Annotated in this window: 13 protein-coding genes; 6 read left to right on the top strand and 7 right to left on the bottom strand. The window is 62.3% G+C overall.

The genetic code is table 11. The annotated features are described in order from the left end of the window. Positions 1–198: 198 nt before the first annotated feature. From ABI546_RS15690 to bla, 3 genes are all read right to left on the bottom strand, one after another. Entirely contained in the window at positions 199–525 is a 327-nt protein-coding gene (locus ABI546_RS15690) for a hypothetical protein (RefSeq protein ID WP_348047913.1), read from the bottom strand. Between the two features lie 326 nt (positions 526–851). Further along, complete coding sequence (locus ABI546_RS15685) at positions 852–1,790, bottom strand: Ku protein (protein ID WP_348047911.1); 939 nt, start codon at positions 1,788–1,790, stop codon at positions 852–854. 243 nt (positions 1,791–2,033) lie between these two features. Beyond that, positions 2,034–2,942: a class A beta-lactamase gene (gene bla / locus ABI546_RS15680; RefSeq protein WP_348047909.1), complete on the bottom strand. Its 909-nt coding sequence runs from the start codon at positions 2,940–2,942 to the stop codon at positions 2,034–2,036. 108 nt (positions 2,943–3,050) lie between these two features. Here bla and ABI546_RS15675 point away from each other — a divergent pair, with 108 nt between their 5' ends. After that, positions 3,051–3,914: a LysR family transcriptional regulator gene (locus ABI546_RS15675; RefSeq protein WP_348047907.1), complete on the top strand. Its 864-nt coding sequence runs from the start codon at positions 3,051–3,053 to the stop codon at positions 3,912–3,914. A 55-nt stretch (positions 3,915–3,969) separates the two neighbouring features. Further along, the gene (locus ABI546_RS15670; protein WP_348047905.1) at positions 3,970–4,869 is read left to right on the top strand and encodes a LysR substrate-binding domain-containing protein; all 900 of its coding nucleotides are present in this window, start codon (positions 3,970–3,972) and stop codon (positions 4,867–4,869) included. A gap of 32 nt (positions 4,870–4,901) precedes the next feature. Here ABI546_RS15670 and ABI546_RS15665 read toward each other — a convergent pair whose 3' ends face one another. Then, entirely contained in the window at positions 4,902–6,113 is a 1,212-nt protein-coding gene (locus ABI546_RS15665) for a D-amino acid dehydrogenase (protein ID WP_348047903.1), read from the bottom strand. Between the two features lie 251 nt (positions 6,114–6,364). Between ABI546_RS15665 and ABI546_RS15660 the strand changes: the two genes are divergently transcribed. Both ABI546_RS15660 and ABI546_RS15655 read left to right on the top strand, forming a co-directional pair. Further along, positions 6,365–7,258 (top strand): transporter substrate-binding domain-containing protein, encoded by an 894-nt coding sequence (locus tag ABI546_RS15660; protein ID WP_348047901.1) that lies wholly within the window; start codon positions 6,365–6,367, stop codon positions 7,256–7,258. 161 nt (positions 7,259–7,419) lie between these two features. Continuing rightward, positions 7,420–8,154: an amino acid racemase gene (locus ABI546_RS15655; RefSeq protein WP_348047899.1), complete on the top strand. Its 735-nt coding sequence runs from the start codon at positions 7,420–7,422 to the stop codon at positions 8,152–8,154. Between the two features lie 133 nt (positions 8,155–8,287). Here the strand turns inward: ABI546_RS15655 and ABI546_RS15650 are convergent, their stop codons facing one another. From ABI546_RS15650 to ABI546_RS15640, 3 genes are all read right to left on the bottom strand, one after another. Continuing rightward, positions 8,288–8,689, bottom strand: coding sequence for an RNA-binding S4 domain-containing protein (locus ABI546_RS15650; protein WP_348047897.1), 402 nt, complete (start codon positions 8,687–8,689; stop codon positions 8,288–8,290). Positions 8,690–8,743: 54 nt separating this feature from the next. Continuing rightward, the gene (locus tag ABI546_RS15645; RefSeq protein WP_348047915.1) at positions 8,744–10,153 is read right to left on the bottom strand and encodes a sensor histidine kinase N-terminal domain-containing protein; all 1,410 of its coding nucleotides are present in this window, start codon (positions 10,151–10,153) and stop codon (positions 8,744–8,746) included. 68 nt (positions 10,154–10,221) lie between these two features. Next, positions 10,222–10,908 carry a response regulator transcription factor gene (locus ABI546_RS15640; protein ID WP_348047895.1) on the bottom strand — a complete coding sequence of 229 codons (687 nt, stop codon included), beginning with the start codon at positions 10,906–10,908 and terminating at the stop codon, positions 10,222–10,224. 188 nt (positions 10,909–11,096) lie between these two features. Between ABI546_RS15640 and ABI546_RS15635 the strand changes: the two genes are divergently transcribed. Together ABI546_RS15635 and ABI546_RS15630 are read left to right on the top strand one after the other, a co-directional pair. Beyond that, positions 11,097–12,056 (top strand): tripartite tricarboxylate transporter substrate-binding protein, encoded by a 960-nt coding sequence (locus ABI546_RS15635; protein ID WP_348047893.1) that lies wholly within the window; start codon positions 11,097–11,099, stop codon positions 12,054–12,056. A 152-nt stretch (positions 12,057–12,208) separates the two neighbouring features. Next, a complete protein-coding gene (locus ABI546_RS15630; RefSeq protein ID WP_348047891.1) occupies positions 12,209–12,727 on the top strand; it encodes a tripartite tricarboxylate transporter TctB family protein in 519 nt (172 codons plus the stop codon). Position 12,728 lies beyond the last annotated feature (1 nt).

The following is a 12,728-nucleotide window of genomic DNA, read 5'->3' as shown; positions in this document are numbered from 1 at the left end:
GGAGTATGGGGTGTAGAGCCTCATCGAGGGTTCGAATCCCTCCGTTTCCGCCAAGACTACCGACTCTCTCCGCAAGGAGGAGTCGGTTTTTTTACGCCGGAGCAGTCTACGGGCATACGAAACGTTCGACCGATGCCCGAGCATGGTTCGTGTCCATCAACTGCGCCGTGCCCCGGGTATGCCGCCAACTTTTCCTGGCTAGGGCACGCGTGGACTGCTGTCTGTCGGATCGACTTCCACGTCATAGATTTCGTTGACTTTCCATTGCGCACTTTCGTGACTTGCCTGTCCGAGCACCCGCACCACAGACAAGGTTTGTTGCGGCTGCAATTGGAGGGTCATTTCGCAGAAGAAATCGAGCTTGGCAGGCCCGTCGGGAAGGGCTCCAAGAAGCCGGTAGCTGACACGGCTGAATTGCTGCTCAGGCAACCATTGCCGCAACTTCTCCACTTCGTGCGCTTTGAGGACGGCGGCAGTGATGTGCTCGATGAGGCTGTCGATCACGACCTGCGGGTTGATTTTCATGGGGGTTGTTGACGACTTCTGATTACCCTCTATTGTCGTTCTTTAGTTTTACATTTTGCGAAGAATGGTTGTAACTGCGTGCGTAGTTGTGCGGTATTTCGTTTTCAAGTACCTGGTCTCAATTTTTTCATCTTTCTCATTTTTTTCACCTTGTCAGCGTTGTCTGCCGCCTGCGGTTTGGCAACAAAGTGACCGCTTTTGACGAGGGAGGTTTATGCCCAAAATTGGCCACCTGCAAACAGGCCCAACGCGCCGGGTGTGGGGACGGTCGGGCGTGAGGGCGGGTTGTGTTTGTGGTGCGGCGCAGCGTCAAGGTGAGGCCGTAGTCAGGCTGCGCGTCGCACCTTGGCTGAAGTTTTTTTTGCGGCAGGCTTCTTCGGCGCAGCAGCCTTCCTGGCGGGGGCTTTTTTGGCGGGCGCCGTGTCTGCCTTGCCCCTCATGCTGCGCATCAGCAGCTCCGTGAGGTCAAGCACATTGGTCGATCCGCGCGAAACCGGGTCGGAGCCGATCTTTTCTACTTGCTCCACCTTGCCGGCTTTGGCCTTGCCTTCCACCAGCTTCATCACCTGGTCATGGAAGGTGTCGCGGAACTTGTCTGCGCTCCAGTTCGCGCTCATTTCCTTGATCAGTTGCTTGGCCATGTTCAGCTCCGCCTCCTTGATGCCGGATTCCTTGGTACCCGGAGGGGGCAGCTGCAGCTCTTCATAAGAACGGATCTCGCCGCCCCAGCGCAACAAATTGAGAATCAGCGCCGGGCCGCAAGGCATGAGCAATGCAAGGTGCTGCTTGTTGGCAATCACCACCTTCGCCACTCCAACTTTGCGTGTCTCGGCCAGTGCTTCACGCAGCAGGGCATACACTTTTTGCCCCCTGTTGATCGGCGCCGTGTAGTAAGGCTTTTCAAGGTACACGAACGGCACCTCGTCAATCGGAATGAAGGCCTCTATTTCAATGGTCTGGGTTGTTTTGGGGTAGGCGGCCTCGATCTCCTCCTTGCTCAGCAGCACGAACTGGCCGTCTTCCCATTCAATGCCTTTGACGATGTCGTCCATCGTCACTTCCTTGCCGCTCTTCTTGTTGATGCGTTTGTATCCGACGGGGTCCATGGACCGCTTGTCGAGCATCTTGAAATTGAGGTCGCTTTCGTCCGTGGCGGAATACAGGCCGATCGGCACGTGCACCAGGCCAAAGCTGATGGCGCCTTTCCACAGGGACCGGGTGGAGGTGGGCGCCTTGCCGGCGCTGCCGGATGATTTGGAGGCCATGTTCAGCCACCGCGTCGGGGAAGGTTGAGCGCACAGGGCACTTCGCGGCCCTGGGTTGAATCACCTGGTGGATTGATGCCGTGCAGGGTGATGGGGTGGCGGTCCATAGGGTCTCCTCGTGAGAGTGTGATCCTAGGGTTCACGGTGCAGGCTCGCTGTAGGACGGCTTCGACGAATGGCAGGCAGCAACGCCGCTTCAGGCGGCTCTACAGCGAGCCACCCTATGCGGTGGCAAGCCGCTTCTCAAGCAGGCGTTGCCAGCGAGACTGCCAGCTGGCCGACCTTGGCCACGACAGCCTCCAGTTGCTCCAGCGGCTTGGGGGTTTGGGTCAAGTAAACGATGACCACCAGGGGCGCACATCCTTTTGGCCAGAGAACACCGATGTCGTTGGTGGTGCCACGAGCCCCCGTACCCGTCTTGTCACCGACCAGGCAACCAGGTGGCATCAAGGCTCGCAGCCGCCGATCAGAAGTTTTGGAGGCAAGCAGCCATTGACGCATCTGCTGGCGCGAAGCGTCCGACAGGGCGCTGCCCAGCACGATTTTTTGGACGGAGTCCATCATTGCGGCCGGTGTGGTGGTGTCACGCGGATCGCCGGGCCTGGCTTCGTTCAAGGCGGGCTCCGTCCTGTCCAGCCGCGTCATGCGGTCGCCGAGCGAACGCATGTAGCCGGTCAAGCCTTTGGGTCCGCCGAAGCTGGTCAGCATCAGGTTGGCAGCCGTGTTGTCACTCAAGGTGATGGTGGCTTCGCACAACTCCGCCATGGACAAACTGCTGCCGGCTTTGGGCCCGGTAGTCGGTGAATGCGGCACCAGTGCTGCACGGGGGATGGGCAGTTGGCGGTCCAGTTGTTCCTGGCCTTTGTCTACGCGATGCAAAACCAGCGCAGCGGCGAGCAGCTTGAAGGTGCTGCACATGGGAAAGCGTTCCGCGGTGCGATACCCATAGTGCGCGCCGTTGCCGGTATTGAGAATGGCAACGCCGAGCCGGCCACCGCTTTCCTGCTCAAGTGCTTTGAGCTGGGCGCTCACGGAGCGCGCATCGGCCGCCTTTGGCGCATCAGCCGTACCTAATAAATTCTGGGCATTGGCTGAAAAGCCACTCGCCACCAAAAAACTTCCCAGTGTGCCGGTAAATTGTCGTCTTTGCATGGTTTTCCTCTGAGGTTGATGTGAATGTGGCAACGATATTGAATCGTTCCGCTTTCGGCAAACGGCAATAATCGAGGCAACTCATAAGTAAATCTTGGGCTTGAACAAATGCATCTCCCCCTGAACGCCTTGCGCGCCTTTGAGGTGTCAGCGCGCCACCTGAGCTTCACCCGCGCTGCGAACGAGCTGAACGTCACGCAAACCGCCATCAGCCAGCATGTCAAAAACCTGGAAGAGCGCATGGGTGTTCCGCTGTTTCGCCGGCTTCCGCGTGGCCTTGCGTTGACGGATGAAGGGCTGGCGCTGCTGCCCGCCTTGACGGAATCATTTGGCCGCATCGGTGCGTTGCTGGAGCAATTTCGCGACGGGCGCTTTCGCGAGGTGCTCAGCGTCGGGGCCGTCGGGACCTTTGCCGTGGGTTGGCTGATTCCCCGCCTCGCCGGGTTTCAGCAGGCGCACCCGTTCGTTGACTTCAGGCTGTTCACCAATAACAACCGGGTTGACCTGGCCGGCGAGGGCTTGGACTATGCCATCCGCTTTGGCGATGGGGCCTGGCACGGCACCGAAGCCGACCTGCTTTTCCCGTCCCCGTTATCGCCTGTCTGCTCTGCGTCAACGGCTTCCCGGCTGCGAGGGCCAGCTGATCTGGCCGGCGAGACCTTGCTGCGTTCGTACCGGTCGGATGAATGGGTGAGCTGGTTCGCTCTGGCCGGCGTGGACTGTCCGGTCGTCAGGGGCGCCGTCTTCGATTCTTCGCTGACCATGGCCGAAGCTGCCGCGCAGGGCGCGGGGGTGGCCTTGCTTCCGGTCAACTTGTTTGTGCGGGAAATCGAGGAAGGGCGCCTGGCCAGGCCGTTTGCCCTGGAGATCGAGAACGGCAGTTACTGGCTCACCCGGCTCAAGTCCCGCCGCGTGACAGGGGCCATGGCTGTTTTTCGCGACTGGATCACCCGCCAATGCTGCGCACGATAATTGCTGTGCTGATGAGCCTGATGCCTCCTGCCTGAATACGCACCACGGAACCACCATGCGCCTGCGCCATATCGAAGTCTTCAATGCGGTCATGCTCACGGGCAGCGTCAGTGGCGCGGCCCGCCTGATCAATGTCACCCAGCCGGCCGTCAGCCGCATCCTGCAGCATGCCGAGTTGCAGCTGGGGTTTGCACTGTTCCAGCGCAGCAAGGGCCGGCTGACGCCCACTTCCGAAGCGCTGACGCTGTATCCGCACATCGAGCGGCTGTTTGCCCAGCTCGACGAGGTACAGCGGCTGGCCGCCAACCTCAAGACCGGTGAAAGCGCCAGGGAGCTTCGTATCCTCACCGTGCTGGCGCTCAGCTACGAAATCCTTCCGCATGCGATCAAGCTTTTTCAAGTCAAACATGCTGATGTGGCGATTACCGTGCGGGCCTTGCATTCGCCGCAAATTATCTCGGCGTTGGCGCTGCAGGAGGGCGACGTCGGTTTTCTCTTCAGCCCGGCAGCGCATTCAGCACTGGCGCAGGAACACCTGGCCGACGGCCGCATGGTGTGTGTGGCGCCCAAGGGCATGCTGTCCGCGCGCCTCGTCAAGCGTGGCAGTGTCACGCTCGAGGATCTCACCAAGGTTCCGGTGGTGGGGCTGGACGTGATGGACCCGGTCGGCCGCAGCCTGAACCAGGCATGCCGCGAGGCCGGGGTCGGCCTTGAGTTTCATATCACGGTGCAGACCTACCATTCGGCGCTGGCGCTGGCCCACCATGGGCTAGGCATCGCGGTGATTGACACCTGTACAGCGGCCTCCGCCGACCTGACGCGGGTGGACCTGCTGGAATTGGAGCCGCTGATTCCCGTGCCGATCAACGCCTTGATGCCGGCGGGCAAACCCGGCTCGGTCATCGTGCGTTCGTTTGTGCGTTGTTTCCAGCAAGCCCTGACGCAGCGGGCCTGAGCCCACTGCGCAAGGACTTGTTCAGCGCTTCCTTAGTGCGCCAGCATGCGGCTGATGTGCTCCGCGGAGCCGAATGCCAGGGTAAAACCCAAGGCGCCGTGGCCGGTATTGAACAGCAGGTTGGCGGGCCCTTTGGCGTGCGTGCCGATGACCGGCAGGCCGGTGGGCGTGGCGGGGCGCATTCCGGCCCAGGGGCTGAGGCTTTCAAAGTGGCTGCAATCAGGAAACACTGCCCGCGTCGACGCTGCCAGCGACGCGATCTGCGCAGGATCCACGGCCGTGTCATACCCCGAAAGTTCCGCCATGCCGGCCACGCGCAGCCGGGAGCCGATGCGCGCGAACACCACCTTGCGGGCACTGTCGGTCACGCTGACGTGCGGTGCTGCTGAGTCACCGGGCACTACATTGATCGTGATGCTGTAGCCCTTGAGTGGATAGACGGGGAGATGCACGCCCAGCGTGCGCGCCATCGGCGCCGACCCGGCGCCCAGCGCCATCACGTAACGGTCGGCTTCGACATGGCCTTGCGGTGTCGCGACGGCCGCGACCAGGCCGCCTCTCAGCACCAGTTGTTCGACGGGCGTGTCCAGCAAAAAGCGCACGCCGTCGCGCTGCAATACGGCGAGCAGTGCATCGCAGGTTTTCTGGCAGTCGGCGGCGCACTCGCCAGGGGTATGGATGGCGCCGGAAATTTGTCCGTGGCGGCTTTTGAGGGAGGGCTCAATTTCCACGCACCGGTCGGCGGTGACGGCCTCCTGGTGGCTACCCAGTTCACGCTGCAGCAGCATTTGCCGGCGTGCGGCGGCGAAAGCCGTATCGTTTGAATACAGCACCAGTTTGCCTGTGGTTGAAAAATCGCAGTCCAGTTTTTCCTGGGCCATCATCGCATCGAAGGACTGGCGGCTGAGCGCTGCGAGCGACAGGAGCCTGCCGGTGGTGTTGCGTGACGTGGTGCTGTTGCAGGCCGCCAGGAATTGCAGGCCCCACAGCCACTGATGCACATCCAGGCGGGGCCGCAGCTTTAACGGCGAAGAGGGCGACAGCAGCAGCTTGGGAAGCTGCCGCCAGATGGCCGGGTCGGCCAGCGGCTGGACGTAGGAGTAGCTCAGTTGCGCGCCGTTGCCTCCACTCGCACCGCCGCCGGGGCCGGCGCGGTCTACCACTGTCACCTCATGGCCGGCACGCCGCAAGCTGTAGGCGGTTGCCAGTCCGACGATTCCTGCACCGAGCACGCACACATGCATAAAAGCCTCTTTGTTCGCTGAAAGAGCGCCACTTTACGCAGCCGCGGCGGATTTGAACAATGCTGAATGCGCAGGGGCCATGACCTGCGGTTATGCCTTTCCTGCGCGGCGCGGCTCAGGGCGTTTTGGGTAAACCATGAGTTTTTGTCATGGGTTTGCCGCGAAAATGAATGACACGTATCGCACCGCTGTTCCTACACTATCGTTGCCAGCTTCCCGAACTACCAACCCGCTCCCCCGAAAGGACAAGCATGAAATTCACCCTCCTCATGACCGCCGTGCTGCTGACAGCCGGCCTGGCCACCACCGCCGGAGCCCAAACGGCGCCTACGCTGAAAAAGGTCGCCGACAGCAACAAGATCACCGTGTCCTATCGGGAAGCGTCCGTTCCGTTCAGTTACCTGATCGGGTCCAAAACCTCGGTCGGGTTTTCTGCGGAACTGACGGAAGCCATCATTGACGACGTGCGCAAGAAGGTGAAGAAACCCAATCTTGAAGTCGCGTACATGCCGGTCACCTCGCAAAACCGCATTCCGCTGCTGGTCAACGGCACCTATGACCTCGAGTGCGGCTCCACCACCAACAACTCCGCACGCGGCAAGGACGTGGCTTTCGCCATCAACCATTTCTACACCGGCACCCGCTTGCTGGTGAAAAAATCATCGGGCATCAAGAACTACGCTGACCTGGCGAAAAAAGTCGTGGCCAGCACCACCGGAACCACCAACGCGCAGGTGATCCGCAAGTACAGCGCCGACAAGAAGCTCGACATGCAGCTGATCCTGGGCAAGGACCATGACGACTCGCTGCTGCTTGTGGAGAACGACCGCGCGCTGGCTTTCGCCATGGACGACATCTTGCTGTTCGGCCTGATGGCCAACTCCAAGAACCCTGCTTCGCTTGAAGTCGTGGGTGACTCGTTGCAGGTCGAACCCTATGCCTGCATGCTGCGCAAGGACGACCCCGAGTTCAAGAAGCTGGTCGACGGCACCATTACCCGCCTGATCAAGTCGGGTGATTTCGCCAAGATGTATGCCAAGTGGTTCACCTCACCGATTCCTCCAAAGGGCGTGAACCTGAACCTGCCCATGAGCGAAGAGCTGAAGGCCAACCTCAAGGCCTTGAGCGACAAGCCAGCCATGTAAGACGAACGGGAGCGCCGCCGCGCCGCTCCCGTTGTTCGCTGCCGTTTCGTTCGGGACGGCAGCTTCTCCTCACCAAAAAATTCAATCCGGAGCCGTCGGGCTCAGCCGCCGGTGTGCGCCTGCCTGCCGGGAGGCGCTGCGACCGCACTGAAAGGAAAGACATGAGCAGAACCCATGTGGTGGGCATCCTGGGCGGCATGGGGCCAGCCGCGGGGGCGGATTTTGCCCGCTTGTTTGTACAGGCCTGCGCAGACCACATGCGCGCGCGAGGCCTTCCCGTGTCCGACCAGGCCTTTCCCGAGCACTGGCTGGCCCAGGTGCCGGTGCCTGACCGCAGCAATGCGCTTGAATCGCCGGGGCCGGGTGGTCACCAGCCGCTGGATCCGATGCTGCAAGCCATGGGCAAACTGGCGGCCTTGGGCGCCACCACCGTAGCGGTGGCCTGCAACACGGCCCATGCCTGGCATGCCGCATTGCAGGAGAGGTTTCCCCAGCTGGAGGTACTGCACGTGGCGCGCGAGGTGGCGCAAAACCTCGCCGGCCGCGGCATTCGTGAAGTGGGCCTTCTTGCGACCGAGGGGACTTACCGCGCAGGCCTTTACGACCAGGCCCTGCGCCAGGCGGGCGTGCAATGCCACATCCCTTCTACTGAAGAACGTGAACGCCTGATGCGCGGCATTTATGAGGGTGTGAAAGCGGGCAACATGGCCTTGGCGCGCGAGTGCTTTGCCGGCGTGGCCGACGCGCTGGCCAGGCGCCACGGCCTGTCGGTGCTGGTACTGGGATGCACCGAGATTCCACTGGCGCTCAGTGCCGTGCCTGGGACGGAGGGGCTGGAACTGGTAGATCCCGCGGCGCTGCTGGCACAGGCGCTCGCTCAGCGGGCATTTGCCTGAACGCCAGTCAAGCCGTACTGTCGCGTAAGCGGCGCCGTACGCTAAATATTGATGAAATAGGCCTGCAGCCCAATAGGAACGAGCGCCAGCAGCTATTAAAACAGTAGCAAATGCAACTCGGAACGGGTGGTAGTCAGTCTGCCGACGCACTCCAGCGATTGTCCCAGGCCTTGTCGATCGTGCGCCGGTCCCGCTTGGTGGGCCGTCCGTGTTCCAGGCTGTCGGCGGGGTCTGCCGCCACCCGTCGCTGCTCCGCCTCCTCCGCTTTAAGGCGCAGGCTTTCTGCGGTTTCTTCGTAGAGTTGCTGGGCGACAGGTGCCGCGCCGCGTTGCTTGCTGATGCCGCGCACCGTCAAGGTACGGGTATAGGGACCTTGCCGCAAGGTCACGGTGTCGCCCGATTTCACCTCGCGGGCAGGTTTGGCTTCAATGCCGTTGACGCGTACGCGGCCCTTGTCGATTTCTTCCACGGCGAGCGCACGGGTCTTGTAGAAGCGGGCGGCCCACAGCCACTTGTCGATTCGCAATTTGTCCATTGACGCTTATTTTGTACCAGGCTCGCGGCTGCTGCGTAGGATGGCGCCGCGCAATTACGTCGTGGGCAGGCGTACCGTGGCGTCCAGGCCGGTGACGCGGCCGTGCACGACGCGGTTTTCCAGGGAGATGCTGCCGTGCATCGCTTCCGTGATTTCGCGGCAGATCGCCAGCCCCAGTCCAGAGCCGTGGCGGACGTTGCCGGCCGAAAACGGCTGGTAAAGCCGCGCCGACAATTCGGCCGACACGCCCGGTCCACTGTCGCTGATGGTCATGGCGACAGCGTTCGCGTCACGCACGATGTGCACTGCCAGCGTGCCGCCGGCCGGCGTGTGCTTGATGGCGTTGTGCAGCAGGTTGCGCGTGAGCTCGCCGAGCATCCATTCATGCGAGGTGACGCGCGCCGGTACCGTTTCAATCTCGAAGTCGATGTCTTTTTCGGCGATCAGCGGCGACAGGTCCAGCGCCACCGAGCGCACCACCTGCGCCAGGTCAATTGCCTGCAGGTCGGCCTGCTGGCGCAACTGTTCAACCTTGGCCAGCGCCAGCATCTGGTTGGCCAGCACGGTGGCGCGGTCCACCGTCTGGTTGATTTCCACAAGCGCATCGCGTGCCTCCATGTCGCCGCGCAGCGCCGACTGCACCTGCACCTTGAGCACCGCCAGCGGGGTGCGCAGCTGGTGGGCCGCGTCTCGGACAAAGCGTTTCTGGTTGTCCAGCAGATGCTGCAGCCTGCCCATGACCTCGTTGGTGGCGTCCACCAGCGGCAGCAGCTCGCGCGGAGCGTCGGGCGCGGTGATCGCCGTGAGATCGCCTTCGGGGCGGGCCTGCAGCTCGGCGCTGAGGCGGCGTACCGGCCGCGTGGCACGCTGCACCACGACTATCGCCACCAGGGCGATCACTGCCAGCAGCAGGGCCTGGCGCCACAGCGTGTCGACAAGGATTTTTCGGGCCAGTGTTTTGCGTAGCTCAAGGGTTTCCGCCACTTGAATCACCGCCATGGCGCGGCCACGTTCACTGGCTACGGGCTGCAGCAAAACCGCGACCCGCACGTCGTCGCCCATGAAAGCGTCATCGTAAAAATCCACCAGCGCCGAGTAGGGCGGCCGCGCTGGAATGCGGCCGCGCCAGAATGGCAACTGGTCGAAGCCCGATACCATGCGGCCGTTGAGGCTGGACACCCGGTAAAAGAGCCGGCTCTGGTTGTCGGCCTCGAAGGCCTCCAGCGCCGCGTAAGGTACGGTGACGCGCAGTTCGGACTGCTCGTCGTAGCCGGTCACGTCAAGCTGTTCGCCGATGGATTTGGCCGAAGCCAACAGCGTGCGGTCGTAAGCTGTATTCACCGCGCCCAGTGCCTGCTGGTACAGGCTGAAGGTATTGGCCACCACCAGCAGCCCCACCGGCAAAAGAATGCCGATGAGCAGGTATCTGCGCAGGGAAATGGCGCCGGCGATCTTGGCCTGCATTGCCCCCGGTGCTACGTCAGGTGCTGCGGTGGTTTCTGCCTGAGCGTCCTGCCGGGGTTGCAAGAGACTCATGCATCCACTTTCAGCAGGTAGCCCAGGCCACGCAGCGTGACCAGGGTGACGCCGGTTTGCGCCAGTTTTTTGCGCAGGCGGTACACCACCACTTCCACGGCCTCATACTGCACATCCGCCTCGCCGGGGAAGACCAGCTCGAACAAGCGCTCTTTGGACACCGCATGGCCGGGTTTGGCGATCAGGGCCTGTAGCAGCGCCAGTTCGCGGGGGGTCAGCTCCAGCACCTGGTCGCGGTGGTAGATGGCCCCGCTGTCTTTTTCGTAGCGCAACTCGCCCACGATTTGCGCGCCGGCATCGTTTTCCGGGGGAAGGGCGGTTGCCGCGCGCCGGCGGCTCAGGGCGCGCAGGCGGGCTTCCAGTTCGTCCAGGTCGAAGGGCTTGGGCAGGTAGTCGTCGGCCCCGGTGTTCAGGCCCATGATGCGGTCGCCCACCGTGCCGCGCGCGGTCAGGATCAGCACCGGCGTGGCCAGTCCCTTGAGGCGCGCCTGCTCCAGCACCTGCAAGCCGTCAATACCGGGAAGGCTAAGGTCCAGCACCACCACATCAGGCTGTGTGTCCGTCCATTGCGCCAGCGCCTGGCGGCCGTCGGTGCAGCTGAAAACCTCCATGCCGCGCCGGCCCAGGGCCCGCTGCAGCGCAGCCTGCATCGACGCATCATCCTCGATCAGCAACAATTTCATGGGGGCAACATGGGTTAGGGCCTGTTAGCAGGCCCTAGACATTAGCACTTTCCCCAATGCTTGCGGACAGCCGTTTGACAGAAAGGAAGCGCATGATAAGCCCGTGATCGGCCATGGCGCCCCTTCAGGCGCCTTCGCCAGCCCGGCAATTTCAACGATTCCAAAGTCCTATTTTCAAGGAGACATTCATGCGTCGCGATACCTTTCTCAAATCCCTGGCAGCCCTGGCGGCTGCGGGCGCTTTGCCCCTGCCGGCTTTTGCCGCTGCCAATGTCAAGATGATGATTCCCGCCAATCCAGGCGGTGGCTGGGACACCACGGGCCGTGCTCTGGGCAAGGCCTTGACGGACTCCAAGGCCGCCGACACTGTGACCTATGACAACAAGGGCGGCGCCGCCGGCGCATTGGGCCTGGCCCAGTTCGTCAACGGCTCCAAGGGCGACCCCAATGCACTGATGGTGATGGGCGCCGTCATGCTGGGCGGCCTGATCACCGGCAAGCCACCGGTCAGCCTGTCGCAAGCCACTCCCATCGCACGCCTGTCCAGTGAATACAACGTGTTCGTGCTGCCCGCCAATTCGCCTTTCAAGTCCATGAAGGACGTGGTCGAGCAGCTCAAGAAAGACCCCGGTAGCGTGAAGTGGGGCGGCGGTTCGCGCGGCTCCACAGAGCACATCGCTGCGGCAATGATTGCGCAAAAGGTCGGCGCGGATCCGTCGAAGATCAACTATGTTGCTTTCCGCGGCGGCGGTGAAGCCACGGCAGCCATCCTGGGCGGCAACGTCACGGTGGGCGGCAGCGGTTACAGCGAGTTTGCCGAATACATCAAGGCCGGCAAGATGAAGGCCATCGCCGTGACCTCCGGCAAGCGCCTTCCCGGCGTGGATGTGCCCACGCTCAAGGAGCAGGGCATCGATGTGGAAATCGGCAACTGGCGCGGTGTTTACGGCGCCCCCGGCATCTCCGATGCGCAGCGCAAGGCCCTGACCGACATGGTGCTGGCCGCGCTCAAGTCGCCGGCCTGGACCGAGGCTGTCAAAAAGAACGACTGGACTCCTGCAGTCCTGACGGGCGACGCGTTTGCGAAGTTCGTGGACGACGACTTTGCCGCGCTGCGTGCCACCATGGTCAAGTCCGGCATGGTCTGACCTTTCGCGTTTTTCACGCTTTCCACGTTTCTGCGCTTTAGCGAACCGCAGCACGCCGCCCCGGGCGCAAATTTGGTAATTCAAATTTGACGAAAGGGCGGCGCGCCGCCAGACTGCGCATGTCCGCCCCTTGTCTTACGGGAACTATAACGATGACAACTTCAGATCCCTCGGCTGTCTGGCCGCAAACTCTGGTCGGCGCCGGCGTGCTGCTGACCGGCCTGGCGCTGGCCTTTGGCGCGATCGGCATTTCGTCCGAAGCAGGTTATGGCGGCGTAGGCCCCAATTTCCTGCCGTGGCTGGTGTCTGTCGGCCTCACCATCTGCGGCGGCTTCATCATTTGGGAAGCGCGCAGCGGCGGCTTTCGCGAGCTGGATCCGCCTTCTGGTGCGGTGCAGGCCCATTGGCCGGGCTTTGTGTGGGTTTCGGCGGGCCTGTTGCTCAACGCGGCGCTCATCACCAGCATCGGCTTCATTCTGAGCTGCACGCTGTGCTATCTGCTCGCGGTGCAGGGCTTGCGCCGCGCAAGTGGCCAGGCAGGCGTCAATGCGCCGCGCACCTGGATCACCGATTTCCTGGTGGGCATGGCGATTTCCGCGCCGGTGTTCTGGATGTTCACAAAATTCCTGGCGATCAATTTGCCAGGCCTGACCAGCACGGGGTGGATCTGAC

Origin of the sequence: Polaromonas sp., assembly GCF_039932935.1 — a bacterium.
Lineage (GTDB): Bacteria > Pseudomonadota > Gammaproteobacteria > Burkholderiales > Burkholderiaceae_C > Polaromonas.
This window is presented reverse-complemented; position numbering and strand designations above follow the sequence as displayed.

Excerpts from the sequence above, each read along its gene's own strand:
- ABI546_RS15645 (WP_348047915.1), bottom strand. The coding sequence starts at position 10,153 with ATGCAGGCCAAGATCGCCGGCGCCATTTCCCTGCGCAGATACCTGCTC.
- ABI546_RS15670 (WP_348047905.1), top strand. The coding sequence starts at position 3,970 with ATGCGCCTGCGCCATATCGAAGTCTTCAATGCGGTCATGCTCACGGGC.
- ABI546_RS15665 (WP_348047903.1), bottom strand. The coding sequence starts at position 6,113 with ATGCATGTGTGCGTGCTCGGTGCAGGAATCGTCGGACTGGCAACCGCC.
- ABI546_RS15685 (WP_348047911.1), bottom strand. The coding sequence starts at position 1,790 with ATGGCCTCCAAATCATCCGGCAGCGCCGGCAAGGCGCCCACCTCCACC.
- ABI546_RS15655 (WP_348047899.1), top strand. The coding sequence starts at position 7,420 with ATGAGCAGAACCCATGTGGTGGGCATCCTGGGCGGCATGGGGCCAGCC.
- ABI546_RS15650 (WP_348047897.1), bottom strand. The coding sequence starts at position 8,689 with ATGGACAAATTGCGAATCGACAAGTGGCTGTGGGCCGCCCGCTTCTAC.
- ABI546_RS15635 (WP_348047893.1), top strand. The coding sequence starts at position 11,097 with ATGCGTCGCGATACCTTTCTCAAATCCCTGGCAGCCCTGGCGGCTGCG.
- ABI546_RS15690 (WP_348047913.1), bottom strand. The coding sequence starts at position 525 with ATGAAAATCAACCCGCAGGTCGTGATCGACAGCCTCATCGAGCACATC.
- ABI546_RS15675 (WP_348047907.1), top strand. The coding sequence starts at position 3,051 with ATGCATCTCCCCCTGAACGCCTTGCGCGCCTTTGAGGTGTCAGCGCGC.
- ABI546_RS15660 (WP_348047901.1), top strand. The coding sequence starts at position 6,365 with ATGAAATTCACCCTCCTCATGACCGCCGTGCTGCTGACAGCCGGCCTG.
- bla (WP_348047909.1), bottom strand. The coding sequence starts at position 2,942 with ATGCAAAGACGACAATTTACCGGCACACTGGGAAGTTTTTTGGTGGCG.
- ABI546_RS15630 (WP_348047891.1), top strand. The coding sequence starts at position 12,209 with ATGACAACTTCAGATCCCTCGGCTGTCTGGCCGCAAACTCTGGTCGGC.
- ABI546_RS15640 (WP_348047895.1), bottom strand. The coding sequence starts at position 10,908 with ATGAAATTGTTGCTGATCGAGGATGATGCGTCGATGCAGGCTGCGCTG.